General features: G+C 68.4%; 26 protein-coding genes. 7 read left to right on the top strand and 19 right to left on the bottom strand.

Going from position 1 to position 23,639, the window contains the following annotated elements:
- The 18 genes from H6900_09550 to fabF all read right to left on the bottom strand — a co-directional run bounded on the left by H6900_09550 (position 1) and on the right by fabF (position 12,767).
- A complete protein-coding gene (locus tag H6900_09550; GenBank protein MCC0073520.1) occupies positions 1 to 432 on the bottom strand; it encodes a peptidase in 432 nt (143 codons plus the stop codon).
- Positions 425 to 1,288 (bottom strand): DUF2163 domain-containing protein, encoded by an 864-nt coding sequence (locus H6900_09545; GenBank protein ID MCC0073519.1) that lies wholly within the window; start codon positions 1,286 to 1,288, stop codon positions 425 to 427. The genes H6900_09550 and H6900_09545 overlap by 8 nt, the downstream gene beginning before the upstream one ends.
- The gene (locus tag H6900_09540) at positions 1,285 to 1,917 is read right to left on the bottom strand and encodes a DUF2460 domain-containing protein (protein MCC0073518.1); all 633 of its coding nucleotides are present in this window, start codon (positions 1,915 to 1,917) and stop codon (positions 1,285 to 1,287) included. Before H6900_09540 ends, H6900_09545 begins: the two co-directional genes overlap by 4 nt.
- 1 nt (position 1,918) lies before the next feature.
- Entirely contained in the window at positions 1,919 to 2,542 is a 624-nt protein-coding gene (locus H6900_09535; GenBank protein ID MCC0073517.1) for a phage tail tape measure protein, read from the bottom strand.
- The gene (locus H6900_09530; GenBank protein MCC0073516.1) at positions 2,439 to 2,780 is read right to left on the bottom strand and encodes a phage tail assembly chaperone; all 342 of its coding nucleotides are present in this window, start codon (positions 2,778 to 2,780) and stop codon (positions 2,439 to 2,441) included. Before H6900_09530 ends, H6900_09535 begins: the two co-directional genes overlap by 104 nt.
- Complete coding sequence (locus H6900_09525; GenBank protein ID MCC0073515.1) at positions 2,777 to 3,112, bottom strand: gene transfer agent family protein; 336 nt, start codon at positions 3,110 to 3,112, stop codon at positions 2,777 to 2,779. The genes H6900_09530 and H6900_09525 overlap by 4 nt, the downstream gene beginning before the upstream one ends.
- Complete coding sequence (locus tag H6900_09520) at positions 3,109 to 3,567, bottom strand: phage major tail protein, TP901-1 family (protein MCC0073514.1); 459 nt, start codon at positions 3,565 to 3,567, stop codon at positions 3,109 to 3,111. Before H6900_09520 ends, H6900_09525 begins: the two co-directional genes overlap by 4 nt.
- 27 nt (positions 3,568 to 3,594) lie before the next feature.
- Positions 3,595 to 4,002: a DUF3168 domain-containing protein gene (locus H6900_09515; GenBank protein MCC0073513.1), complete on the bottom strand. Its 408-nt coding sequence runs from the start codon at positions 4,000 to 4,002 to the stop codon at positions 3,595 to 3,597.
- On the bottom strand, positions 3,999 to 4,334 hold the full coding sequence (locus H6900_09510) for a head-tail adaptor protein (protein MCC0073512.1): 336 nt from the start codon (positions 4,332 to 4,334) through the stop codon (positions 3,999 to 4,001). The genes H6900_09515 and H6900_09510 overlap by 4 nt, the downstream gene beginning before the upstream one ends.
- Entirely contained in the window at positions 4,334 to 4,921 is a 588-nt protein-coding gene (locus H6900_09505; protein ID MCC0073511.1) for a hypothetical protein, read from the bottom strand. The genes H6900_09510 and H6900_09505 overlap by 1 nt, the downstream gene beginning before the upstream one ends.
- Before the next feature lie 174 nt (positions 4,922 to 5,095).
- Entirely contained in the window at positions 5,096 to 6,304 is a 1,209-nt protein-coding gene (locus H6900_09500; protein MCC0073510.1) for a phage major capsid protein, read from the bottom strand.
- A 108-nt stretch (positions 6,305 to 6,412) separates the two neighbouring features.
- On the bottom strand, positions 6,413 to 6,946 hold the full coding sequence (locus H6900_09495; GenBank protein MCC0073509.1) for an HK97 family phage prohead protease: 534 nt from the start codon (positions 6,944 to 6,946) through the stop codon (positions 6,413 to 6,415).
- Between the two features lie 9 nt (positions 6,947 to 6,955).
- Positions 6,956 to 7,204, bottom strand: a complete 249-nt coding sequence (locus H6900_09490) for a hypothetical protein (protein ID MCC0073508.1) — start codon at positions 7,202 to 7,204, stop codon at positions 6,956 to 6,958.
- Entirely contained in the window at positions 7,201 to 8,412 is a 1,212-nt protein-coding gene (locus H6900_09485; protein MCC0073507.1) for a phage portal protein, read from the bottom strand. Before H6900_09485 ends, H6900_09490 begins: the two co-directional genes overlap by 4 nt.
- A gap of 157 nt (positions 8,413 to 8,569) precedes the next feature.
- On the bottom strand, positions 8,570 to 9,931 hold the full coding sequence (locus H6900_09480) for a DNA-packaging protein (GenBank protein ID MCC0073506.1): 1,362 nt from the start codon (positions 9,929 to 9,931) through the stop codon (positions 8,570 to 8,572).
- Positions 9,840 to 10,187: a hypothetical protein gene (locus H6900_09475; GenBank protein ID MCC0073505.1), complete on the bottom strand. Its 348-nt coding sequence runs from the start codon at positions 10,185 to 10,187 to the stop codon at positions 9,840 to 9,842. The genes H6900_09480 and H6900_09475 overlap by 92 nt, the downstream gene beginning before the upstream one ends.
- 166 nt (positions 10,188 to 10,353) lie before the next feature.
- Positions 10,354 to 11,505 (bottom strand): endolytic transglycosylase MltG, encoded by a 1,152-nt coding sequence (gene mltG / locus H6900_09470; GenBank protein ID MCC0073504.1) that lies wholly within the window; start codon positions 11,503 to 11,505, stop codon positions 10,354 to 10,356.
- Positions 11,505 to 12,767, bottom strand: coding sequence for a beta-ketoacyl-ACP synthase II (fabF, locus tag H6900_09465; protein MCC0073503.1), 1,263 nt, complete (start codon positions 12,765 to 12,767; stop codon positions 11,505 to 11,507). Before fabF ends, mltG begins: the two co-directional genes overlap by 1 nt.
- A 153-nt stretch (positions 12,768 to 12,920) precedes the next feature.
- On the opposite strand from fabF, the gene fabG reads away from it, so the two are divergent.
- The 4 genes from fabG (at position 12,921) to H6900_09445 (ending at position 16,238) form a co-directional block, all read left to right on the top strand.
- Positions 12,921 to 13,658: a 3-oxoacyl-[acyl-carrier-protein] reductase gene (gene fabG / locus H6900_09460; protein ID MCC0073502.1), complete on the top strand. Its 738-nt coding sequence runs from the start codon at positions 12,921 to 12,923 to the stop codon at positions 13,656 to 13,658.
- A gap of 393 nt (positions 13,659 to 14,051) precedes the next feature.
- On the top strand, positions 14,052 to 14,285 hold the full coding sequence (locus H6900_09455; protein ID MCC0073501.1) for an acyl carrier protein: 234 nt from the start codon (positions 14,052 to 14,054) through the stop codon (positions 14,283 to 14,285).
- Positions 14,286 to 14,400: 115 nt separating this feature from the next.
- Positions 14,401 to 15,318, top strand: coding sequence for a lauroyl acyltransferase (locus H6900_09450; protein ID MCC0073500.1), 918 nt, complete (start codon positions 14,401 to 14,403; stop codon positions 15,316 to 15,318).
- Between the two features lie 32 nt (positions 15,319 to 15,350).
- Positions 15,351 to 16,238 carry a lysophospholipid acyltransferase family protein gene (locus H6900_09445; protein MCC0073499.1) on the top strand — a complete coding sequence of 296 codons (888 nt, stop codon included), beginning with the start codon at positions 15,351 to 15,353 and terminating at the stop codon, positions 16,236 to 16,238.
- Between the two features lie 64 nt (positions 16,239 to 16,302).
- Here the strand turns inward: H6900_09445 and H6900_09440 are convergent, their stop codons facing one another.
- Positions 16,303 to 17,292 carry a DUF1223 domain-containing protein gene (locus tag H6900_09440; GenBank protein MCC0073498.1) on the bottom strand — a complete coding sequence of 330 codons (990 nt, stop codon included), beginning with the start codon at positions 17,290 to 17,292 and terminating at the stop codon, positions 16,303 to 16,305.
- 263 nt (positions 17,293 to 17,555) lie between these two features.
- Here H6900_09440 and acnA point away from each other — a divergent pair, with 263 nt between their 5' ends.
- The 3 genes from acnA (at position 17,556) to H6900_09425 (ending at position 23,499) form a co-directional block, all read left to right on the top strand.
- Positions 17,556 to 20,246 (top strand): aconitate hydratase AcnA, encoded by a 2,691-nt coding sequence (acnA, locus tag H6900_09435; GenBank protein MCC0073497.1) that lies wholly within the window; start codon positions 17,556 to 17,558, stop codon positions 20,244 to 20,246.
- A 285-nt stretch (positions 20,247 to 20,531) separates the two neighbouring features.
- Positions 20,532 to 23,192 (top strand): alanine--tRNA ligase, encoded by a 2,661-nt coding sequence (gene alaS, locus H6900_09430; GenBank protein MCC0073496.1) that lies wholly within the window; start codon positions 20,532 to 20,534, stop codon positions 23,190 to 23,192.
- Position 23,193: 1 nt separating this feature from the next.
- On the top strand, positions 23,194 to 23,499 hold the full coding sequence (locus H6900_09425) for a DUF1330 domain-containing protein (protein MCC0073495.1): 306 nt from the start codon (positions 23,194 to 23,196) through the stop codon (positions 23,497 to 23,499).
- Positions 23,500 to 23,639 lie beyond the last annotated feature (140 nt).

Raw genomic sequence — 23,639 nt, 5'->3', positions numbered from 1 at the left:
TCAGGTCATGTCAAAGCGCGCCACGATCCGGCGCGCCCAAGGGGCACTCAGGGCGCTTTCGACGACGCCGTGGCCGCTGTAGGCGTGGACGAACCGGGCCCCGGGTCCAGCCTGTGTCGCCAGGCCCAGATGCTTGGCCATGCTGCCCGCCCTCATGCGGAACAGCAGCACCTCGCCAGGGCGCATCGGCCCGGTGGCCGCGGGCCAAAGGGTTGCAAGCGCCTGCCAGAGGGCCTCGGTCCCGCCGGTTTCGGCCCAGTCGGGACCATAGGGCGGAACGGGCACCGGCTCGGCGCCGTGAACCGCGCGCCAGACACCGCGCACCAGTCCCAGGCAATCGCAGCCCGCCCCCAGGGTCGAGGCCTGATGGCAATAGGGCGTCCCGATCCAGCGCCGCGCTTCGCGCACGATCCGGGCGCGCGTGTCATCCATGGGGCAGGCTGCCGCCGCCGTTGTCGCCGTCGGCGCGCGGCGTCGAAAGCAGCCAATCATCGCCGGGAACATGCGGAAAGCCCTGAAAATTCAGGCTATTCAGAAACTTGAGCCGACAAGTCACGAACCGTTTGTCGCAACCGGCCTCGAGGTGCAGGGCGTCGCCGGCAGCCGGTTCGATGCCGGGCGCCGACCACAGGTGCAGCCGCCGGGTCGCGGCGCGCAGCTCCTCGCGGCGCACCGGCACCGAAAGCCCCTCGGCGGCGCCGGACAGGAACCGGACCCGGCCATCCACGAACCAGCCGTCTGCGAATTCGGGCAACGACGGCACATCCAGAATCGCACCCCGGTCCGCCGCCGCGACCAGAACGGCCTGCGCCGAAAAGCCGGGCTGCGACAGATCGAACCCGCAGCGCGCGTCGCCCAGAACCGCCGGACAGAGCGCACCGAACACCCGTCCGCCGGTCTTGTTCAGGGGCTCGGTCAGACCGCGCAGCTCGGCCTTGAAGGCGCCGCCCGCGCGGGCGATCTCGCCCAGCGTGCCGCGAAACAGCACCCGGCGCCAGGACGGGTCGGTCCAGTCCACCTCCCAGATCGTCAGGTCGGCGCCGTCGTAGCGCCCGGCCAGGATGTCGCGCTCGGTCAGGCCGGCGTCGCTGAGGGCCCCCGCGGCCTCGGTGTTGTCCACCGCCAATCCGGTGCCCTGCACCACCGCGGCCGCCGTCATGCCGGTGCCCGCGCGAAACGACAGCCCGTCAAACGCCAGGTCGCGGTCGTGATCGGTGAACCCCATCACCGCCCCGTCGCGCCGCGTCAGCGCCCAGGCCCGGGCGCGCGTGGTGGTCAGATCGCTCATTGACGCACCTCGATCACCGGGACCTTGGGCACGTCACCGGCCTGAAAGTTCGCGACCGAGACCTGGATCAGGTCCGTATCGAAGCGCACCGGCACGTCGAATTCGCAGCCCATCGTCACCTCGGCGCCGACGCCGGGGGGGCTGACGAAACTCAGCAGGCCGGTCGCGGTATCGACAGACCATTCCAGCCCTTCGTCCAGTTCGCTGCCCGCGATGGCGACGCGAACCGTGGTCGGCACCGGCTTTGTCAGGACCCGGCTCACCGACCAGGCCCCCGAACGATAGGTCCGGACCAGCTGAAACACGCGCGTTTCGCCGTCGCCATAGCCAAGCGACTGATCCAGAGCCGTGACCTTGCCCGAGGCCTTGCACGTCTTGTAGTCGGCCCAGTCCTTCCAGCGGAACCCGTGCAACATGCCCTGGCGCGCTTCGAAAAAGGCGATCAGCGTCTCGACATCGTCGAGCGAACGCAATCCAAGCCCGGCATCATAGCGCCGGCGCGCCTGCGCCCAGGGGGTGTTGCGCTCCTCGTGTCCGTTCGCCAGCGTGACGATCTCGGTGCGGCGTTCGGGCCCGCCCAGCGAGCCAAAGCTCAACGTGGCGGGAAAGCGGATCTCGTGAAACGCCATGTCAGTAATTCCTCTGGCCTTGCGCCAGCAGGCGCTGCATCTGCGCGGCGATCTGGCTTTGCGACCGCTGGAAGCCGGTGACATCGGGGGTGGTCACGTTGATGACCACACTCACTGGCCGCCCCCCGGACCCCGCGCGCACACCCAGCTTGCCATCGGCGGCGCGCGCCAGCGGCAGGATCGCTTCCGGTCCCGCCTCGCCCATCAGGCCGGTGCCGCCACGCATCGGAAAGGTCATCGGCGAGGACACGACTCCGCCCTGAGCGAAGGGCGTGACCCGGCCTTGGCTGAAGCTCGCGCCATTCGCGAACGGCAGGACCGAGGACATCACCCCGCCGATCACCGACGACAGCGCACCGCCCAGTGCGGTCTGCACCGGGCGCATCGCCGCCGAATAGATCGCATCCGAGATCGACTTGCCCAAGCCGCGCATCGCGTCGGACAACCGCTGGCCGTCAAAGATCACGCCGTCAAAAGCGCGTCTCAGCCCACCGCCCAGCGCGCGCGACAGGCCCGCCATCTCACGGTTGCTGTCCGCCAGGCCGCGGACCATGTCGGCAAGACCGGAATCCAGCGCCGCCACCTGGTCCGAAGTCGCCGCCATCCGCGTTTCCAGCTCGGCCAGTTGCGCATTCAATTCGTCCATCGTCGCCATCCACCGCTTCCTTTCCATTGCGCGGCACGTCCGGAAACCGCCGCATGAGCGCGTCGAAGCGCGCGCGGGTGAACCCGCCGGCCGCGGCCTCGTCGCGTCCCAGCATCACCATCAGTTCGGCCGGCGTGAGCGCCCAGAATTCGGCCGGGCGCAGGCCCAGGCCATGCAGCCCTGCCCGCATCAGACCGGTCCAATCGAGACCCGTCATGCCTGGTCCTCGGGCAGGGCAAAGGCGCGCGCCAACAACTGGCCGGCGGCGCGCGCGGCCTCGATCGGGCCGCCAGCGATCTCGGCCGCGACCAGTGCGGCGGCGCTGACGGGATGCCCCGCGCCGTGCAGCCCTGCCATCAGCACCGCCATCACGTCGCGGGCGGAAAAGCGCCCCCCCTCGAAGCGTTCGACCAGCGCCATCAGGCTGTCCGCGCCCAGCGCCTGCTCCAGTTCGACCAGCGCGCCCAGCGTCAGTTTCAGCGTGTGACGCTCGCCGTCCAGGATCAGGGCCACCTCGCCCGCCCAGGGATTCGCGGTCGCGCCGGTCACAGCACGCTCGGATCGTAATCCATCGGATCGGCGGCCAGCGGCACTGCCGAAACGAAGCCCAGCATCCCGGCCGAGGCCAGAGACAACTCATACGTCGCCTCGCCGTTGTAGCTGCCGGCATAGTCGATCCCGGTGATCTGAAACGGCCCCTCGACGGTGCCGAAATCGGGGATCACCACCTGAAACGCCGGGATCTCGCCGTTGAAGAAGACCGCGCGCGCGCGCTCGTCCGTGGCCGCGTCGCGGAACACACCCGAGCCCGAGATCGACGCCGCCTTGACCCCCGCGCCCGCCAACAGCTCGCGCCACCCCCCCTGGCTGTCCAGACTGGTGACATCCACCGTCTCGGCGTTGAAGCTCAGGCGCGTCGCCCGCAGCCCCGCGATGGTTTCGAACTGACCGGCCCCGGTCATGTCCATCTTGATCAGCAGATCCTTGCCGCTTTGCACAGCCATGCCGGCCACTCCTTTGTTCGATGAAACTCAACCTTCGACGCGCACCCGGAACCGAAGGTCGATGCGCCGCACGACGCCCCCTTCGGCCCGGCGCGCCTGCGCCTGGTGGAACCAGATCGCCACGACCCGCCCCGTGCCCAGCACGGGCGTCGCACCGGTGACGATCTCGGATATGCGGGCCGCCGCCGTCTTGGCGGTCAGGAAGCCGGTCGCGTCGCTCAGGACCGACACCAGCACGCGGTGCTCGGTGCCCGGCCCCGAGCCGTCCGACCGGTCGATCGCATCCTCGTCGCCCAGCACCACATAAGTGCCCTGCGGCGTCGCGGGCGGCGGGGCATCGAAGATCCCCCCCGGCACCAGACCCGCCAGCGTGGCGTCGCCCTGGAGCAGGTCGAACAAGGCGACCTGCACCGCCGCCGCCGATTGATAGCTCATGCCGGAACCTCCTCGCGCGCGTGACAGACCAGATAGGCGCCGGCCGTGTCGGCCTCGCTCACGGCGAGGATGGTGAAGATCCGCTCGCCCTCGCGCAGACGCTGATCGGGGCGTGGGCGCTGCGGGCTGCCCTGGGGGGCGGCACGCAGATAGACCCGGAACAGCATCCGCCCCTCGGGCGCGATCACGCCGCGCCGCTCGCTGCCGGCGCCCGCGCGGACCTCGGCCCAAAGCGTGCCCAGCGCCGTCCAGGTGGTGGTGTAGCCCCCCGCCCCGTCCGCCACCGTGCCAGCCTGTTCCAGCACCATCGGCCGGTTCAACGCGTAACCCATCAGCGATGCCCCCCGGCCGTGACCCGCACCGGCATCCAGCGCGCGACCAGCGCGGCGATGGAGCCCGGGATGGGGTCGCCCCCCGTCCGCCCTTCGTAATATTGCGCGGCCAGAAGCAGCACCGCCTCGCGCAGGTCGTCGGGCACCGCGTCCCAGGTGGCGCCGAACCCGGCCGTGAAATCCACCGTCACCGCGCCATTCGTGGGCACTTGCGGCAACACCGCGCCCGTGGCCAGGATCTGCGGGCGGTGGCGGTCCACCACCAGCCGCCAGCGATCGGCCGCCACGACCGTCTCGGCGCCGGCCGCGTCGATCAGCGTCACCGCCCCGACGGCCGTCACCGGCGCCACGGGCAGGGCCTGGCTATCGGCCCAGCGCCAACGGTCCAGCGTCAGGCGGAAACCGCGCGCCATCAGCGCCTTGCCGGTGCGCGCCTCGATCGCGGCGATGGCGGCGCGCAGATACCGCAGCAACAGCGCATCGCCCGAGGTGTCGTCGGCAAAGCCCGTGCCCAGCCGCAGATGCGCGCGGAATTCGGCAACCGGCAGGTCGCCGTCCAGAACCGCGCTGGTTTCGATCAGGTCCATGCTCGCCTCCTGTGAACCCCGGCTGAAAACCGGCGCAGACGCGCCCCCCGACACCGCTCGCACGGAGGGGAGCAGCCGGACGGTGCGGGGCGTTGGGCCCTTCTGGCCCGCCCAGCGCGCCTGCGCCGCCATCGGAACGGCCCCGCCCATGGGGCCGTCCCAATTTCGCCCGGATCAGGACGCCGCGAACTTCAGCAGCTTGATCGCGTTGAAGTCGGTCACGTCGCCGCCCACGCGCTTGGTCGCGTAGAACAGCACATGCGGCTTCGCGCTGAAGGGATCGCGCAGCACGCGCAGGTCGGGACGCTCGGCCACGGTATAGCCCGCGTGGAAATCGCCAAAGGCGATGGCGTGGGCGTCGGCGGCGATGTCGGGCATGTCCTCGGCGATCAGCACAGGATAACCCATCAGCCGCGCGGGTTCGCCCGCCGCCAGACCGTCCGACCACAGGAATCGGCCGTCCACGTCCTTCATCTTGCGCACGGCGCCCGCGGTCTTCGAGTTCATCACGAAGGTCGCATTGGCGCGGTAGCCGGCCTCAAGCGCATAGACCAGATCGACGATCGCGTCGGCCGGGTTGGTGGCGTCGAAATCGCCCGCCGCGCCGGTGGGCACATAGCCCAGCTCACCCCAGACCTCGGTGCCATCGGCGACGATGGTATGGTCCAGGAAGCCGCGCGGCTTGTCCACGCCATCCCCCGAGATGAAGGACGACGCTTCGGCGCGGGCGAATTTCAGCGCGATGCGTTCGGCCAGCCAGCCCTCGACGTCAAAGGCGCTGTCTTCCAGGAGGCGCTGCGATGCCTTGGGCATCGCGCTCAGCTCGTGCAGCTTGATCGAGATGCGGTCAATCGCCGCCGTGCCCGTCTCCGAGACGGACGAGGATTCCGTCGCCCAGCCCGACCCCACGTCGCCGTGGTCCACCAGCACGTCGAACGAGCCGGCCTCGACTTGCACGACACTGGCGATGGCCCGGATCGAGGCCGAGGACGTCAGCACCCCCAGGATGCGGTCCGAGGTCTGCGGATCGACCAGGTAGCCGCCCTCGGAATTGACGGCGGTGTTCAGGCCCTTGCCCTCCAGCACCAGGCCGCGCAGCCCGTCGTCGTCGCCCGAACGCAGATAGGCGTCAAAGGCTTTCAGATGCAGGCCCTCGCCCGCGTCGGCTTGTGCCAGCACGGGGCGGGCGGTCTTGGTCGAGAATTTGCGGTCCAGCATGGTCAGTCGCTCGTCCTGTTCTTTGAGATTGCTCATCACATCGGTGCGGAATGTCTTGATTTCGGTCACGAACCCATCCAGCGCCGTCTTCAGTTGCGCCGCCTCGCCGACCGGCTCCCGCGTCGCGCCCGTATCCCGGCCCAGGCCGGGAACTTCGCTGCTCATCGCATCCATCCTTTCATGGTTGCCAATCCGCGGGTTCCTCGCCGGGCACCCGCCCCCATCGCACGCCCTTGCCGGGGCGTGCGCCGTTCCTGTGCCATGCCGCCGCCCTCATCCCCTGAGGGCCAGCCGCGCCGCCTCGATCCCTTGCGCGAAGGTGCCGATCAGCCCCGGCACCGACGTCTTGGCCGCGACCCGCGCCACCGGCAGCATCGGAAAGGTCACTAGCGACACCTCCCACAGCTCCAGCTCGATCAGGTTGCGCCCGCCGTCCGTCCGCTTTTCGGACTTCAGCGTGCGGTAGCCGATCGACAGACCGTCCACCGCCCCCGCCGCCATCAGCGCCGCTGCCTCGCGGCCCTTTTCGACCTCGGTCAGCAGCCGCCCGGTGACGCGCAGCCCGTGGGCGTCCTCGACGACCTCGTCCCACACGCCGATCGGCTGCGCCTGGTCGTGTTGCCACAGCATCCGCACCTTGCCGCCCGCCGCCTTCAGCCTGCGAAGCGAGGCCGTATAGGCGCCCGGCATCACCTGGTCGCCGCCCTGATCGACCACCCCGAAGACCGAGGCATAGCCCCGGATCACCGCCTCACCGTCCAGCGCAACCGCGCCCGGTTGGTGGAATTTCGTCTCGAGTCCCTGCATGACGCCTCCTCAGAACCGCGCCGCCACCAGGGCCAGCGCGCCATGCACCACCACCCCCGAGGCCACCCCGTAGACCGCCAGCCACAGCCGTTTCTCCAGCCGTTCCAGCGTTTCCTCGATCTTGCCCAACCGGTATTCCAGCCCCGCACGGCGCTCGTCATCGACGCGCTGCTGGGCGTCGATACGGGCCTGCGCAAGGTCGAAACTGTCGTAAAGGAACCGTGACCCCCCGACGGCGGCCTTGCGCTGTGCACTCATGCCTCGTCTGCCCGGGGGGGCAGCCCCAGAAGCGCCCGCTTCTCGGCCTCGGTCAGGAAGCCGGCCTCGGCGACCCGGCGCCAGTGGGCGTCGCGTTCCGCCGCCAGCGCGGACACCTGGTCCAGGTCGGGCCTCAGCGCCAGCGCCTCGCCGATGAACCCCGACAGCCAGTGCGACAGCGAATCCGTCACCTTGGCCGCAAGCGGCAGCACCGTCAGCCGGTAAAAGGCGCGGTTCGCCTCCTGGTAATTCGCATAGGTCGCGTCGCCGGGGATCCCCAGCATCATCGGCGGCACACCATAGGCCAGCGCGATCTCGCGGGCCGCGGCTTCCTTGGTCTTGTGGAACTCCATATCGGACGGGCTGAAGCCCATCGGCTTCCAATCCAGACCGCCCTCCAGCAGCATCGGCCGACCGGCGTTGCGCGCCCCCTGATGGTGCATCTCCATCTCGGCCTGGAGTCGCTCGAACTGTTCGTTCGACATGCCGCCCTGCCCGTCGGCGCCCTTGAACACGATGGCCCCCGAGGGGCGCGCGGCGTTGTCCAGCAGCGCCTTGGACCAGCGCGAGGCGCTGTTATGCACATCGACCGCCGTCGCCGCGGCTTCGATCGGGGACAGACCGTAATGGTCGTCCAGCGGGTGATAGGCGCGCACATGGCAGATCGGCGCCGCGCTTTCGGCCATCACGAAGCGATGCTTGCGGCCGCCGACCGCATAGTCGTAGGCTGTCGGCCAGCCATCGGCGCCCGGCACAACCGCCATCCGGTCCGAACGCAGCACATGCAGCTCGACCGGCGCGCCGCCAACCTCGGCCGCGACGGCCTCGACATAGGCGTTGCCCGACAGCAGAAGCTGGGCATAGATCGCTTCCAGAAACTCGGCACGGCCCTGCGCCGGGTTGGGACGGCGCAACAGCGCCAGCAGCGGATGGACCTCGTAGCGGCGCTCGCCGTCCTGCAAGACCAGGGGCAGCGCGGCCGCAGCTTCCGAGATCAGCCGCACCACACGAAAGCCCACCGGATTGCCCAGAAACCCCGCGCGGGTCAACGAGACCGTGTCGCGCGCCGTCCAGCGCGGTTGCGCGGTCGCCGCCTGAACCGCGGCCGCGCGCCCCGCACCGGCGCCGATCACGCCCGCCGTCAAGGGCCCCACGGCCGAGGCCTTGGCCTCGGTCACCGCCGCCGGCTTGCGAAGAAAATCGAACATGCCTCTGCCTCCTTGTCGCGTGGCCCCGGATGGCTCCGGTGCTTCGGCCTTGAAGCGGGTTATCGCAGCGATTCTCTAAGAAAGGCCGGGGTCAGCGCGCGGTGCCCGCCGCACGCGCAACACCGGCAGATAAAAAAGGGGGGGGCCGAAGCCCCCCTTACAGCACCCGAACCCGTGGCTGCCGCCATCGGGCCGCGGGTTCCAGGATCACCGCGTGCAATGCCCAGACCAGCGCGTCCAGGCGATCGGGGCTGCCCGGGCCCTTGAAGCCCTGCGCGGTCATCTGCGCCATCTGTTCCTCAAGCGGCTGCAAGCCCCGCAAGTGGCGCACCCGCCCCTGCTCATAAAGCGCAGCCACGGGTTCCGCGCGCGCCGCCTTGCCGCGCGTTGCGTGCACGGCGGTGACCGCGACCAGCGGATCCACCTGCCTGAGAACCTCGGCCACCAGATCGCCGCCCTGGTTCACCTCGGCCACCAGCCGTTCGGCCCCGTGCCGCGCCATCGCAGCCAACGCCGCGCGGGCCCAGTCGCTGGGGCTGGCGGCGCGGATGCTGGCATCCTCCAGAACCACCGCGCGCCAGTCCGACGGCGGCCCCTCGGTCACCGCGCCCACCACGACAATCCCGCACAGATCGGACCCCGCGTTGCCCGTGACCGCCGGGTCCAGCCCCACCACCACGCGGCTGAACGGCGGGGCCTGGTCCACCCGGCACCCGTCGATCAGGGCCTGCGGAAACAGCGTGCCCTCGGCATCGTCCAGAAGCACGCCCTCCAGTTCTTGCCGGCCCAGCCGCGTGCCGCCGTAGCGCGCCTCGACTTCGGCCAGGAACGAGGCCGCGAGCCAAGCCTTGTTCGCGTGGGTCGGGGCCTGCGTCACCACCGTGGTGTCGCGTGCCAACAGATCCTTCAGCAGGCCCTGGTTGCGCGGCGTCGTGGTCACGACGCAGCGCGGATCGTCACCCAGGCGCAGGGCGAATTGCAGCATGTCCCAGGCCTCTTGCGGCTTTTTCCACTTGCCCAGTTCATCCGCCCAGGCGGCGTCGAACTGCGGGCCGCGCAGGGCCTCGAATTCCTGCGCGGAAAAGGCCTGCGCCTCGGCGCCGTTGGGCCAGACCAGCCGCCGGCGCGTCGGCTCCCAGCGCGGTCGGCGATCGGGCGGACAGCAGGCCATCAGGCCGCTGTCGCCCAGGATCATCACCTCACGCACCTGGTCGTAGGTCTCGCCCAGCAACGCCACGCGCCGGGCGCGGCCGGGATCGCCCGGGCGCGCCCCCTCGACCTGGGCGCGCACCCATTCCGCGCCCGCCCGCGTCTTGCCCGCGCCGCGCCCGCCCATGCACAGCCAGCTGCGCCAGTCCCCCTGGGGCGCGCGTTGATGCGGCAAGGCCCAGAAGTCGAACAGCCAGGGCAGACCCAGCAACGCGTTCCTACTCAGGCTCTTGAGAAATTTCTCCCGCACCGAACGCGGCGCGCAGGCGATCCATTCGGCGTCGGACCTCGGCGCGGGCTGCGGCGAGATCCATGTCTCCGCCCCCGCGCTTTCCGGATTGCTCGACGATCTTTTCAAGTTTCGCACGCTCACTGAACACGGCCTCCAATGCCTTGCGCAACGCCGAGACGACCGTCGCCAATTCGCGCGACGGTCCGAATTTCCCGGCCCTGATGTCTTCGATCACCGCGTCCAGCTCTGCGCCGTAGGCGGCCAATTGCCGTTCCGCCTGCGTCACCAGATGGCGCGGCGTGTCCTCCCCCGTCCTGGGGTCTCGTTGCTTCATGCGTGTGCCCGCTGTTTCGCTGCCCCGTGCGATCCAAAAGGAAAAGCGGCCCGGGATTCCCCGAACCGCTTGCCCAATTCTTCCAGCGTGCCAAAAGGTTTACACCATGGCGTGCGCAAAGTCAAGTTTTTCGCGCCACGGTTGTAAGGCCGATATCCCTAAAATCCTAGTTGTCCTGCCCCGCCTCGATCTGGCGCCAGCGGGCCACGTTGGCGTTGTGTTCGGCCAACGTGCTGGAAAACACATGCCCGCCCGTGCCATCCGCCACGAAATACAGATAGTCCGTGGCCTCGGGGTTCAGCACCGCCTCGATCGCGGCGCGGCCGGGGTTGGCGATCGGCGTCGGTGGCAGGCCATCGATCTGATAGGTGTTGTAGGGCGTGCGGGCATTCAGTTCCGACCGCCGCAGACCCCGGCCAAGCGCACCCTGCCCGTGGGTGATGCCATAGATCACCGTCGGGTCGGTCTGCAACCGCATCGGCGCGCGCAGACGGTTGATGAACACGCTGGCCACCACGCGCCGCTCTTCGGCCACGCCGGTTTCCTTTTCCACGATCGAGGCCAGCGTCAGGGCCTCTTGCGGCGTCGCCAGCGGCAGGCCCTCGACCCGGTTGGCCCAGGCCTGGGCCAGGATCGCGGACTGGCGCGACTCCATCTCGGCAACCAGGGCGGCGCGGTCGCCCCCGCGGCGCACCTCGTAGCTGTCGGGGGCCAGTGTCCCCTCGGCCGGAACCTCGGGCAGGTCGCCGGTCAGGAATTCGGCGCCGTTGAGCGCGGTCCAGATCTGCCAGCTTGTCGTGCCCTCGGCGATGGCAATCCGAAAGCGCGTGTCGGGGGCCTGCGCCACGCGCTGGTATTCGGCCGGGAATTCGGCGGTGTCCAGCGGCAGGTCCAGCGTTTCCTGGAAACGATTGGTGGCCGGATCCAGTTCGCGCACCTGGTATTCGCTTTGCGTGATGCCGATCCTGAGCACCACCTCGGTGCCGCAGGTCGAGGCCCCCCCGCGCGTCACGATATCCAGGATCTCCTGCATCGAGGCCCCGGCCGGCACCAGATACGAGCCGAACCGCAGACGGCTGTCGCGCCCGTCATATTGCGCACCGACCCGGAACAGCATCGGACTGGAAATCGCGCCTTGGGTATCCAGCGACCGCGCCACGCTGCGCAGATTGGCGCCCTGATCGACCCGCAGGCAGATCGCCTGAGACAGCGGCCCCGGCGCCGTGAAGGCGTGCTGCCCCATCGCCACCAACCCACCCAGCAGGACGAACGCCACGATCAGCAGCGTCAGCGCATTGGCGGCGATGTGCTTCCACATCAGTCGCGGACCTTGCCCAACACCAGACTGGCGTTCGTGCCGCCAAAGCCAAAGGAATTCGACAGCGCCACGTCGATCTTGCGATGGCGCGCCTGATTGGCGGCCAGGTCCAGCTTCGGCGCGACCGCCGGGTTGTCCAGGTTGATCGTCGGCGGCGCCACCTGGTCACGGATCGCCAGCACGCAGAAGATTGCCTCGACGGCACCGGCGGCGCCCAGCAGGTGACCGATGCTCGACTTGGTCGAAGACATGGTGGCCTTGGACGCGGCATCGCCCATCAGGCGCTCGACCGCGCCCAGTTCGATCGTGTCGGCCATGGTCGAGGTGCCGTGCGCATTGATGTAATCGACATCCGCCGGCGTCAGCCCGGCACGCGCCAGCGCCGCCGACATGCTGCGGAAGCCGCCGTCGCCATCCTCGGCGGGCGCGGTGATGTGATAGGCGTCGCCCGACAGGCCGTAGCCCAGGATCTCGGCATAGATCTTGGCGCCGCGCGCCTTGGCGTGCTCGTATTCCTCCAGCACGACGATGCCCGCGCCCTCGCCCATCACGAACCCGTCGCGGTCGGCGTCATAGGGGCGGCTGGCCTTTTGCGGTTCCGCGCCGCGCTTGGTCGAGAGCGCCTTGCAGGCGTTGAAGCCGGCGATGCCGATCTCGCTGATCGGCGCCTCGGCCCCGCCCGCGACCATCACGTCGGCGTCGCCCAGCATGATGAGCCGCGCCGCGTCACCGATGGCATGGGCGCCGGTCGAACAGGCGGTGACGACCGCATGGTTTGGCCCCTTGAACCCGTAGCGGATGCTCACCTGCCCCGAGATCAGGTTGATCAGGCTGCCCGGAATGAAGAACGGGCTGACCCGCTTGGGGCCGCGTTCCTTGATGAGGACCGCCGTTTCCGCGATCGAGGTCAACCCGCCGATCCCCGAACCGATCATCACCCCGGTGCGCAGCCGGCTTTCTTCGTCCTCGGGCGTCCAGCCGGCATCCTTGACGGCCTGGGCGGCGGCGGTCAGGCCGTAAAGGATGAAATCGTCCACCTTGCGGCGGTCCTTGGGCTCCATCCAGTCGTCGGGGTTGAAGGTCCCGTCGCTGCCGTCGCCGAACGGAATTTCGCAGGCATAGGTCGTCACCAGATTGCTCGCGTCGAAACGGGTGATCGGACCCGCGCCCGACTGCCCGGCAATGAGCCGCTTCCAGGTTTCCTCGACCCCGCAAGCCAGCGGCGTGACCATTCCCAGACCCGTCACCACGACTCGGCGCATCTATGTTCCTCCGACCAAAAGCCTTTGAAAGCCACATACACATTGTTTCCCGGCTGGAAAAGCCCGCCCGGCAGGTTCCTGCGTGCTGGCGCGGTTCCCAATCGGTTGATAGAACCGCTCCAACCACCGAGACCAGACGAAAGGACCCCTGCAATGTTCGACCTCAGCGGCAAACGCGCCCTCGTCACAGGCGCTTCGGGCGGCATCGGGGCCGCCATCGCCCGCGCGCTGCATGGCGCGGGGGCCGCGGTGGGCCTGTCGGGCACGCGCGAGGCGCCGCTCAAGGCGCTGGCCGACGAGCTGGGGGACCGGGCCCATGTCCTGCCCTGCAACCTGTCCGACCCGGCCGCGGTCGAGGCCCTGCCCAAACAGGCGATCGACGCGATGGGCGGGATCGACATCCTGGTCAACAACGCCGGCATCACGCGCGACCAGATCTTCATGCGCATGTCCGACGACGACTGGGCCTCGGTGATCGACGTGAACCTCACCGCGACCATGCGCCTGTGCCGCGCGGTGGTGCGGCCGATGATGAAGGGGCGCTGGGGCCGGATCATCAATATCTCGTCCGTCGTCGGCGCAACCGGCAACGCGGGGCAAGTGAACTATGCCGCGTCAAAGGCCGGCATGATCGGCCTGACCAAATCCATCGCGGCCGAAATCGCCTCACGCGGGATCACCGCCAACGCCGTGGCGCCGGGGTTCATCGCGACGCCGATGACCGACAAGCTGACCGACGACCAAAAGGACCGGATCAACGGCCAGATCCCGGCCGGCCGCATGGGCACGCCCGAAGAGATCGCGGCCGCCGTGCTCTATCTCGCCTCGCCCGAGGCGGGCTACGTCACCGGCGCGACGCTGCACGTCAACGGCGGCATGGCGATGATGTGACACGGGCGCGGGCGGCGACGACGCAGGGGGACGCGGGCCGCGGAATCACCCCGCGACAGGCGCAGCCGGTTTTCGCTGCGCCGCCCGCCCACCGCGATCACGATCCGCCCGGTAATTTTGTCGCAACGCCGGCGCGGCGGTGGCGGTTTTCCCCTACGTTTTCACGCCTGTGACCGCTGATGACCGCCCCGATCACGCCCCGCGCCGGAACCGATCACGCAATCGGGAAAGCGTTTGCCTTGTGTCAAGCTTGTGCTATAGGCGGCGCTGATCGAGACGGGCCCGCCCGTGCTGGTCCGGCCCGATCGCCCAGAAGCGCGGCGCGGTCGTCACAGCTGCGAGTACGCATTCAACATCACGGCGGCTCCCGCCGAAGGTAGACGAGGACAGAACATGAGCGACATCGCTGATCGCGTGAAGAAGATTGTGGTCGAGCATCTCGGCGTCGAAGAAGACAAGATCACCGAGAACGCCTCGTTCATCGACGATCTGGGTGCCGATTCGCTCGACACCGTCGAACTGGTGATGGCCTTCGAGGAAGAGTTCGGCATCGAAATCCCCGATGACGCCGCCGAGAACATCCAGACCTTCGGCGACGCGGTGAAGTTCATCAGCGAAGCGGTGTGATCCGGCGCGGCGCTGGCCGCTCCGCGATGCGCCGAATTGACGCCACGACAGTCCGCGCGGCCGTTCCTGACCCGGAGCGGCCGCGTTCGTCTTTGACGCCGGTCCCGCCGCCCCCATGACCCTGCCCGCAGACGAGTCTCCGCGCCCAGAACGCCCCCGCGACCGCGTGTTGCTGGGGCTGGTCGCGGCCCTCATGCGCCTGCCCTATCCGTTGCGCGTGCGCCTGGCGGGCGCGATCGGCCGCGGGATCGGTCGGCTGTCGTCGATGCGCCGCCGCGTGGCCGAGGCCGTCCGCCACTTCCTGCCCGACCTTTCCGATGCCGAGGTGCGCCGCATCGCCACCGCCGTGCCCGGCAACCTCGCCCGCATGATCACCGAGGTGATCTCGGCCGACGATCTGGCCGCCCGCGTGGCGGGACTTCCGCTCGTGGGGCCCGGCGCCGAGGCCCTCGCCCGGGCCCGGGCCGACAAACGCCCGGCGATCCTGGTCTCGGCGCATTTCGGGAATTACGACGCCTGGCGCCTGGCGCTGATCGCCCAGGGCTACCCGGTCGGCGGCTACTTCAAGGAATTGGGCAGCCCGGCGCTGAACGACCGCTACCTGCGCGCGGTGCAGGCGTCCGGCGCGCCGATGTTCCCCGACACCGGCGAAGGGCTCAGGGCGCTGGTGCGGTTCCTCAGGGGCGGCGGGATGCTGGGCATCCTCATGGATCTGGACCGGCCCCAAGGGGTGATGCTGGACTTTCTCGGCCAGCCCACCCGCACCGTGCTGTCGATGGCCGAAATGGCGCTGAAATACGACGCGCTTCTGGTGCCGATCTGGGGCATCCGCACCCGGGGCGCGCCCGGATTCCGGGTCTGGATCGACGCCCCCGTGCCGCCCTCGGACGCGCGCGGCATGACCCAGGCGCTGAACGACGCCTTTGCCGCTCAGGTCCGCGCGCACCCTGAACAATGGGTCTGGTGGCACAACCGGCGGAAGGCCACGCACCCCGCCGCCGCGCCGCTGGACAGCGATCCAACGCGGGGCTAGAACCCCGGGACCGTCCCAGTCCGTCAGATCCGATGCCCACCCCAGCCCCAGACCGCCCAACCCTGCGCCACCGCCTGGAAGACGCGGCGACGGCGGCGATCATCGGCACGGTGCGCTTGCTTCCCTATCGCCGGCGCCTTGCGGCGATGAGCTGGTTCTTCCGCCGCATCCTGGGCCCTTTGGCGCTGAACCGGCGCGTCCGCGAAAACCTGGCGCTGGTCTTTCCCGACCTCCCCGAGACCGAGGTCGCGGCGATCTGCACCGGCGTTGCCGACAATTTCGGCCGCAGCTTCATCGAACTGCATTCCGGGCCCGAATTCGCCCGCTTTGCCGCCACGCTGCCGATCGGCGGGCCGGGGCTGGCCGCGCTGGATCAGGCCCATGCCCAGGGGCAACCCGTGGTGCTGGTCTCGGCGCATTTCGGCAATTACGATGCCTGGCGCGCGGGTCTGGCGGCGCGGGGGTTCCGGGTCGGCGGGCTCTACATGCCGATGACCAATCCGCTGGCGAACCGCCGCTATGTGGACACGATCGAAAGCATCGCCGCGCCGCTGTTCCCGCGCGGGTCCGAAGGCATGACCGACATGCTGCGCTTCCTCAGGTCCGGGGGCATGCTGGGATTGCTGGGCGATCATTACATGGCGCGCGGAGACCTGCTGCCGTTTCTGGGCAAACCCGCCTGGACCGCGACCTCGGCCGCGAAAATGGCCTTGAAATACAAGGCCCTTCTCGTGCCCCTCTATGCCACGCGCAACGCCGACGGCATCACCTTCACCATCGATGTCGAGGCCCCGATCCCGCACACCGACGCGCTGACGATGACCCAGGCGCTGAATGACAGCACCTCGGCCCGCGTGCGCGCCCACCCCGGGCAATGGTTCTGGCTGCATCGACGCTGGAAGAACACCGAAGCAGGGTGACCCCCACCCCAAGGGGACACGGCCCCGGGGCCAAACCCGACCGGACCGTCGCAGGCCGTGACGATCAGCGCAACCGCGCCGCGGCCAGAACCTCGCCCTGCCCGGCCTCCTGCACCAGCACCACGACCGGATCGTCCCCATCGAGCGGCACCGTCAGATAGAGCGGAGCGCGCAGGTCCCAACCGGCGATCACCTGCCAGCTGGTGACGATATTGGCGTAATCGGCCACCCGGCCGGCGTTCTCGCCATCCAGGATATCGACCGTCGCCTCGGGGCGGTAGCGGACCAGTTGCACCGTATAGGGACCACCGGCGCTGGGCACGGGCGGCGGCACCGCCGCGGTGTCGGCCTGCGGCTGGCTGCGATTTTCGGTCTCGGCCGGGGCGCCCATGCTCAACGTGCCCACGACCGAATTCAGTTGCACACCCGCCACCGCCGAGCGGCGCGACGCCATCACCACCTGCGGCGCGGCATCGGCGGCGGGAACCGCACTGATCTCCAGCGCGCCGGCATCGGTGCGGGTCAGCGACAGCGTGACCTCTGGCGGGCGGGCGTGCTGGCTCAGGATCGTGTCCAGAACCTCGTCCACGCGGAAACCTTCGAGCACCTGGGTGCCATTGATGACCACCTGCGGGGTGTAAATCGTGGAATGACCGAAGCGGCGCGCATAGCGTTGCTGGCGTTCGGTAAAGGCGCGGTCGGCAAACGTGTCGGCCCAGCCGATATAGTCCCAGTAATCCACATGCAGCGCCAGGGCGACGACGTCGTCGCGCTGCGCCAGATCCACCATCATGTCGTCGGCAGGCGGGCACGAGGCACAGCCCTGCGCGGTGTAAAGCTCCAGCAGGACGGGATGATCGACGACCGCCGCACCAGACCCGGCACCAGACCCGGCGTCAGCCGGTTCCGCGACCGGCGCGGGCGCCGGCGCCGACTGGGCCCGCACCGGGCCGGGCGGCACCAACACCAGCAGCAGCGCGACCAACCACCCGGACGCGGCCTGCGCACCGTTGCGCAGCTTTCCCTCAGCCCGCGATCTCGCGATCAGCGCCATGCACCCCACTCCTGAAGACTGCGTCTAATGAACCGGCAAATGACCCACGACGCAAGCCGGGGCAAGACCGGGGCCAGCGGCCTACACCAGCTTGTGACAGCCTGGCAACGCCCTGTGACCGCCCTCTGGACGCACCGCGAGGGGTTCCAGGCTTTTTTGTGCACAATGGTATACAAAATACGCCCGCCCCCCTTGATCGGCGGCAGCAGATAAGGCATGAGCAGCCTCAGCCAAACCCCTCTTGACCCGAAGGGAGCCTCCCCATGACCGTGATCGTCGGAAAAGACACCGCCAAGACGCGCAAATCGCTGAGCGTCGGCGGCAAGACCCTCGCCTATTATTCGATCCCCGCCGCGCAGGCCGCGGGCCTGGGCGATTTCAGCCAGCTTCCGGCCTCGCTGAAGGTGGTGCTGGAAAACATGCTGCGCTTCGAGGATGGCGGTTTCACCGTCTCGATCGACGACATCAAGGCCTTTGCCGAATGGGGCGCGAACGGCGGCAAGAACCCGCGCGAAATCGCCTATCGCCCGGCCCGCGTGCTGATGCAGGACTTCACCGGCGTGCCCGCCGTGGTGGACCTGGCGGCGATGCGCGACGGCATCAAGGCGCTTGGCGGTGACGCACAGAAGATCAACCCCCTGGTGCCCGTCGATCTGGTCATCGACCATTCGGTCATGATCGACGAGTTCGGCAATCCCCGCGCATTCCAGAGGAATGTCGATCTGGAATATGAACGCAACATGGAACGCTATCAGTTCCTGAAATGGGGTCAGGGCGCGTTCCAGAACTTCCGCGTGGTGCCCCCGGGCACCGGCATCTGCCACCAGGTGAACCTGGAATACCTGGCCCAGACCGTCTGGACCGACAAGGACCAGACCGGCACGGAAATCGCCTATCCCGACACGCTGGTCGGCACCGACAGCCACACCACCATGGTCAACGGCGCGGCCGTCCTGGGCTGGGGTGTCGGCGGGATCGAGGCCGAGGCGGCGATGCTGGGGCAGCCGATCTCGATGCTGATCCCCGAGGTCGTCGGCTTCCGGCTGACCGGCAAGATGGTCGAAGGCACCACCGGCACCGACCTGGTGCTGAAAGTCGTGCAGATGCTGCGCAAGCACGGCGTGGTCGGCAAGTTCGTCGAATTCTACGGCGAGGGGCTGGATCATCTGCCGCTGGCTCAGCGCGCCACCATCGCCAACATGGCCCCCGAATACGGTGCGACCTGCGGCTTCTTCCCGATCGACGACGAAACCCTGCGCTACCTGCGCAACACCGGCCGCGACGAGGCCCGCGTGGCCCTGGTCGAAGCTTACGCCAAGGAAAACGGCTTCTGGCGCGGGGCGGATTATGCGCCGATCTACACCTCGACGCTGGACCTGGACATGGGCACCATCGTGCCGGCGATTTCGGGGCCCAAACGCCCGCAGGATTACCTGCCGCTGACCGGTGCCAAGGCGGCCTTTGCCAGGGAAATGACCGAGACCTTCAAGCGCCCGCTGGACAAGGCCGTCGCGGTCAAGGGCGAAGACTATGCGATGACCTCGGGCAAGGTGGTGATCGCCTCGATCACCTCGTGCACCAACACCTCGAACCCCTATGTGCTGATCGGCGCGGGGCTGGTGGCGCGCAAAGCCCGCGAACTGGGCCTGAACCGCAAGCCCTGGGTGAAGACCTCGCTCGCACCCGGATCGCAAGTCGTGCAGGAATACCTTGCGGCCGCCGGCCTGCAGGACGATCTCGATGCCATCGGCTTCAACATTGTCGGCTTCGGCTGCACCACCTGCATCGGCAACTCGGGACCGCTGCAACCGGAAATCTCGGCTGCGATCGCCGAGGGCGATCTGGTCGCCACCGCGGTGCTGTCGGGCAACCGCAACTTCGAGGGCCGCATCAGCCCCGACGTGCGCGCGAACTACCTGGCCTCGCCGCCGCTGGTCGTGGCCTATGCGCTGGCCGGTGACATGAACATCGACCTGACGACCGAACCCCTGGGCACCGGCAAGGACGGCCAGCCCGTCTATCTGAAAGACGTGTGGCCCACCGACAAGGAAATCGCCGATCTGGTGGACCGTGTCGTGACCCGGGCGGCCTTCCAGTCCAAATACGCCGATGTGTTCAAGGGCGACGCCAAATGGCAGGCGGTCGAAGTCGCCGGCGGGGAAACCTATGACTGGCCGCCGACCTCGACCTATATCCAGAATCCGCCCTATTTCCGGGGCATGAGCGCCGAGAAAGGCCATATCCGGCCGATCGAGGGCGCGCGCGTTCTGGCGCTGCTGGGCGACATGATCACCACCGACCACATCTCTCCCGCGGGCTCGTTCAAGGCGACGACGCCGGCCGGGAAATACCTGACCGAACGCCAGGTCCCAGTAAAGGACTTCAACAGCTACGGCTCGCGCCGCGGCAACCATGAAGTCATGATGCGCGGCACCTTCGCCAACATCCGCATCAAGAACGAGATGCTGGACGGAGTCGAGGGCGGCTATACCAAGGGCCCCGACGGTCAGCAGACCTCGATCTACGATGCGGCGATGGATTACATCGCGCAAGGCACCCCGCTGGTCGTGATCGGCGGCATTGAATACGGCGCGGGGTCATCGCGCGACTGGGCGGCCAAGGGCACCAACCTGTTGGGCGTCAAGGCGGTCATCGCCGAAAGCTTCGAGCGTATCCACCGCTCGAACCTGGTCGGCATGGGGGTCATCCCGTTCGAATTCACCGGCGGCGATACCCGCAAGTCGCTGGGCCTGACCGGCGACGAGGTGATCGCGATCGAGGGGCTGTCGGATGACATCAAGCCGCTGTCCGCGGTGCCCTGCACGATCACCTACAAGGACGGCACGGTGAAGACGATCACCCTGAAGTGCCGGATCGACACGGAAATCGAGGTCGATTACGTCAAGCATGGCGGCGTGCTGCACTATGTGCTGCGCGACCTGGCCAAAAGCTGACCGGTCCGAAATTCCGGAAAGGCCCCGCCCCGTGGCGGGGCCTTTTCCTTTGGCCGGCGGCGCAGGGGGGCCAGCCCCCCTCTTGCCTGCGGCAATTCACCCCCCGGGATATTTCCGGCACAAAGAGGGGGCATTCGCGAAGAAATCCCTCGAACCCGTCACGCCTGGCAACCGGGCAGCCCGGGGGCCGCTGAATTCCCCCTTGGACCACGGCGCGAAAATCCAGTAAATACCCCCGACTCCGCGCGTTTCGCGACCCACCTCAGGCAAGGGCCCCTTCCGCCGATGGCAAGCCTCAACGACATCCGCTCGACCTTTCTCGACTATTTCCGCCGCCAGGGCCATGCGGTCGTGGACAGCTCGCCGCTGGTTCCCCGCAACGATCCGACGCTGATGTTCACGAACTCGGGCATGGTCCAGTTCAAGAATGTCTTCACCGGGCTGGAGCACCGCGACTACAACCGCGCCACCACAGCGCAGAAATGCGTGCGCGCAGGCGGCAAGCACAACGACCTGGACAATGTCGGCTACACCGCGCGGCATCACACCTTCTTTGAAATGCTGGGGAATTTCAGCTTCGGCGACTATTTCAAATCGGATGCGATCCCCTTTGCCTGGGAATTGCTGACCAAGGATTTCGACATCCCCAAGGACCGCCTCCTGGTCACGGTCTATCACACCGACGACGAGGCGGCGAATATCTGGAAGAAGGTCGCCGGTCTGCCCGACAGCCGCATCATCCGCATTCCCACCGATGACAACTTCTGGCGCATGGGCCCGACCGGCCCCTGCGGCCCCTGCACCGAGATCTTCTTCGACCACGGCGACCATATCTGGGGCGGCCCGCCCGGATCGGCCGACGAGGACGGCGACCGGTTCATCGAGATCTGGAACCTCGTGTTCATGCAAAATGAGCAGCTCGACTCGGGCGCGATGATCGACCTGCCGCGCCAGTCGATCGACACCGGCATGGGGCTGGAGCGGATCGGCGCCCTGCTGCAAGGCAAGCACGACAACTACGACACCGACCTGATGCGCGGGTTGATCGAGGCCTCGGCCAACCTGACCGATGGCGCACCGGACGGCCCCGGCAAGACCCACCACCGGGTGATTGCCGATCACCTGCGCTCGACCTCGTTCCTGATCGCGGACGGGGTGATGCCCTCGAACGAAGGGCGCGGCTATGTGCTGCGCCGGATCATGCGCCGCGCCATGCGCCACGCGCACATGCTGGGCGCGCAGGACCCGGTGATGTTCAAACTGGTGCCCGCGCTGGTGCGCGCCATGGGCGGCCATTACACCGAACTGAAACAGGCCGAGGCGCTCATCACCGAAACGCTGCGGATCGAGGAAACGCGCTTCCGCCAGACGCTGGACCGCGGGCTGAAGCTGCTGGACGGCGAACTGGACAAGCTGGCCGACGGCGCCGACCTGCCCGGCGAGGCGGCGTTCCGCCTGTATGACACCTTTGGCTTTCCGCTGGACCTGACACAGGACGCGCTGCGCGAAAAGGGCCGCGCGGTCGATACCGCCGGGTTCGAGGCAGCGATGGCCGAACAAAAGGCCAAGGCCCGCGCCAGTTGGGCCGGCTCGGGCGAGGCCGCGAACCAGGCGATCTGGTTCGACGTCGCCGAAAAGCACGGCGGGACCGAGTTTCTGGGCTATGACACCGAAACCGCCGAGGGGCAGGTGCTGGCGCTGGTCGAGGGCGACACGCTGGTGGACGCGGCCTCGGGCCTGGTCTCGGTCGTGGTGAACCAGACCCCCTTCTACGCCGAATCCGGCGGCCAGGTCGGGGACACCGGGTTCCTGCGCTGGGACGGCGGCGAAGCGCAGATCACCGACACGCGCAAGGTGAACGGCGTCTTCGTCCACGCGGCTCAGGTGCTGCAAGGCACGCTGAAGCGCGGCGCGCCGGTCAAGCTCGAGGTCGATCACATCCGTCGCCGCGCGATCCGCGCGAACCACTCGGCGACCCATCTTCTGCACGAGGCCCTGCGCCGTGCCCTGGGCGACCACGTCGCGCAGCGCGGGTCGCTCAACGCGCCCGATCGACTGCGCTTCGACTTCAGCCACGCCAAGGCCTTGTCGCCGGCGGAACTGGCCGGCGTCGAAATCGAGGTGAACGCGTTCATCCGCCAGAACGGCGCGGTCGAAACCCGCATCATGACCCCCGACGATGCGCGCGCGCTCGGTGCGCAGGCGCTGTTCGGCGAGAAATACGGCGACGAGGTGCGCGTGGTCTCGATGGGCCGGCTGCTGGACTCGGGCAAGGGTGCGCAGGGCAACACCTATTCGCTGGAGCTGTGTGGCGGCACGCATGTGACGCGCACGGGTGACATCGGGGCGTTCGTGATGTTGGGTGATTCGGCTTCGTCAGCCGGCGTTCGCCGGATCGAGGCCCTGACCGGCGATGCGGCGCTCAGCCATCTGCGGGCCCAGGAGAGCCGGTTGAGCGAGGTTGCCCAGCTCTTGAAGACACCGATGTCTGACGTGGTGGACCGCGTGAAATCCCTGGCCGAAGAACGTCGTCAATTGGCCAACGAGGTGGCGCAACTCAAGCGCGATCTGGCCATGGGCGGCGGCGGCGGTGGCGGTGGCGTTGTCGAGGCCAAGACTGTCAATGGTATCAAGGTTCTGTGCCAGATCCTGACCGGGGTCACCGGCAAGGACCTGCCGGCCATGGTGGACGCGCTGAAAGGCCGGATCGGTTCGGGCGTGGTGGTGTTGATCGCCGACACCGGGGCAAAGCCCGCGGTCGCGGCCGGGGTGACGGCCGACCTGACCGCACGGATTTCAGCGGTTGACGTGCTCAGGGCCGCGGTGGTGGAACTGGGTGGCAAGGGTGGCGGCGGCCGCGCGGACCTCGCACAGGGTGGCGGCACCGATATGGCCGGCGCCGAGCAGGCGATCGCCGCGGCCGAAGCCTTGGTCGGGAGGGTATGAGATGACGAAAAAGGCGCTCTGGATTGCCCATGTGGCCGTGACGGATGCCGAGGCCTATGCCCGCTATGCCGAGGGCGCTGGCCCGGCGATTGCGGCGCATGGCGGCAAGTTCATCGCCCGTGCGGCGCGGTATGTGACGCTCGAAGGGGCGGATCGCGCGCGCCATGTGGTGAGCGTTTTTCCATCCCTCGAGGCGGCCGAGGCCTGCTATCACTCGCCGGCCTATCAGGCGGCGCTGGATCATGCCCGCGGGGCATCGGTTCGGGATCTGGTCATCGTCGAACTCGTTGACGACGCGAGCCTCTAGCACCACGGTCTTCGTCGGCCAAGGGGCAGATCCAGCCCCTCGGATATCCTGGCGGGCGGCTTGTGCGGTCCGCCCCGATCCGGGAAATCTGGTATCCCCCAGGTCGCCTGGAGCCTGCCGGAGGTCACCAGCGCAGGGGG

Origin of the sequence: Rhodobacter sp. (genome assembly GCA_020637515.1) — a bacterium.
Lineage (GTDB): Bacteria > Pseudomonadota > Alphaproteobacteria > Rhodobacterales > Rhodobacteraceae > Pararhodobacter.
The sequence above is the reverse complement of the archived record's forward strand: the minus strand, read 5'-3'. Positions and strand labels throughout refer to the sequence as shown.

Coding starts and splice junctions, on each gene's coding strand:
- H6900_09550 (MCC0073520.1), bottom strand. CDS start 432: ATGGATGACACGCGCGCCCGGATCGTGCGCGAAGCGCGGCGCTGGATC.
- H6900_09545 (MCC0073519.1), bottom strand. CDS start 1,288: ATGAGCGATCTGACCACCACGCGCGCCCGGGCCTGGGCGCTGACGCGG.
- H6900_09540 (MCC0073518.1), bottom strand. CDS start 1,917: ATGGCGTTTCACGAGATCCGCTTTCCCGCCACGTTGAGCTTTGGCTCG.
- H6900_09530 (MCC0073516.1), bottom strand. CDS start 2,780: ATGACGGGTCTCGATTGGACCGGTCTGATGCGGGCAGGGCTGCATGGC.
- H6900_09520 (MCC0073514.1), bottom strand. CDS start 3,567: ATGGCTGTGCAAAGCGGCAAGGATCTGCTGATCAAGATGGACATGACC.
- H6900_09515 (MCC0073513.1), bottom strand. CDS start 4,002: ATGAGCTATCAATCGGCGGCGGCGGTGCAGGTCGCCTTGTTCGACCTG.
- H6900_09510 (MCC0073512.1), bottom strand. CDS start 4,334: ATGGGTTACGCGTTGAACCGGCCGATGGTGCTGGAACAGGCTGGCACG.
- H6900_09505 (MCC0073511.1), bottom strand. CDS start 4,921: ATGGACCTGATCGAAACCAGCGCGGTTCTGGACGGCGACCTGCCGGTT.
- H6900_09500 (MCC0073510.1), bottom strand. CDS start 6,304: ATGAGCAGCGAAGTTCCCGGCCTGGGCCGGGATACGGGCGCGACGCGG.
- H6900_09495 (MCC0073509.1), bottom strand. CDS start 6,946: ATGCAGGGACTCGAGACGAAATTCCACCAACCGGGCGCGGTTGCGCTG.
- H6900_09490 (MCC0073508.1), bottom strand. CDS start 7,204: ATGAGTGCACAGCGCAAGGCCGCCGTCGGGGGGTCACGGTTCCTTTAC.
- H6900_09485 (MCC0073507.1), bottom strand. CDS start 8,412: ATGTTCGATTTTCTTCGCAAGCCGGCGGCGGTGACCGAGGCCAAGGCC.
- H6900_09475 (MCC0073505.1), bottom strand. CDS start 10,187: ATGAAGCAACGAGACCCCAGGACGGGGGAGGACACGCCGCGCCATCTG.
- mltG (MCC0073504.1), bottom strand. CDS start 11,505: ATGTGGAAGCACATCGCCGCCAATGCGCTGACGCTGCTGATCGTGGCG.
- fabF (MCC0073503.1), bottom strand. CDS start 12,767: ATGCGCCGAGTCGTGGTGACGGGTCTGGGAATGGTCACGCCGCTGGCT.
- fabG (MCC0073502.1), top strand. CDS start 12,921: ATGTTCGACCTCAGCGGCAAACGCGCCCTCGTCACAGGCGCTTCGGGC.
- H6900_09455 (MCC0073501.1), top strand. CDS start 14,052: ATGAGCGACATCGCTGATCGCGTGAAGAAGATTGTGGTCGAGCATCTC.
- H6900_09450 (MCC0073500.1), top strand. CDS start 14,401: ATGACCCTGCCCGCAGACGAGTCTCCGCGCCCAGAACGCCCCCGCGAC.
- H6900_09445 (MCC0073499.1), top strand. CDS start 15,351: ATGCCCACCCCAGCCCCAGACCGCCCAACCCTGCGCCACCGCCTGGAA.
- H6900_09440 (MCC0073498.1), bottom strand. CDS start 17,292: ATGGCGCTGATCGCGAGATCGCGGGCTGAGGGAAAGCTGCGCAACGGT.
- acnA (MCC0073497.1), top strand. CDS start 17,556: ATGACCGTGATCGTCGGAAAAGACACCGCCAAGACGCGCAAATCGCTG.
- alaS (MCC0073496.1), top strand. CDS start 20,532: ATGGCAAGCCTCAACGACATCCGCTCGACCTTTCTCGACTATTTCCGC.
- H6900_09425 (MCC0073495.1), top strand. CDS start 23,194: ATGACGAAAAAGGCGCTCTGGATTGCCCATGTGGCCGTGACGGATGCC.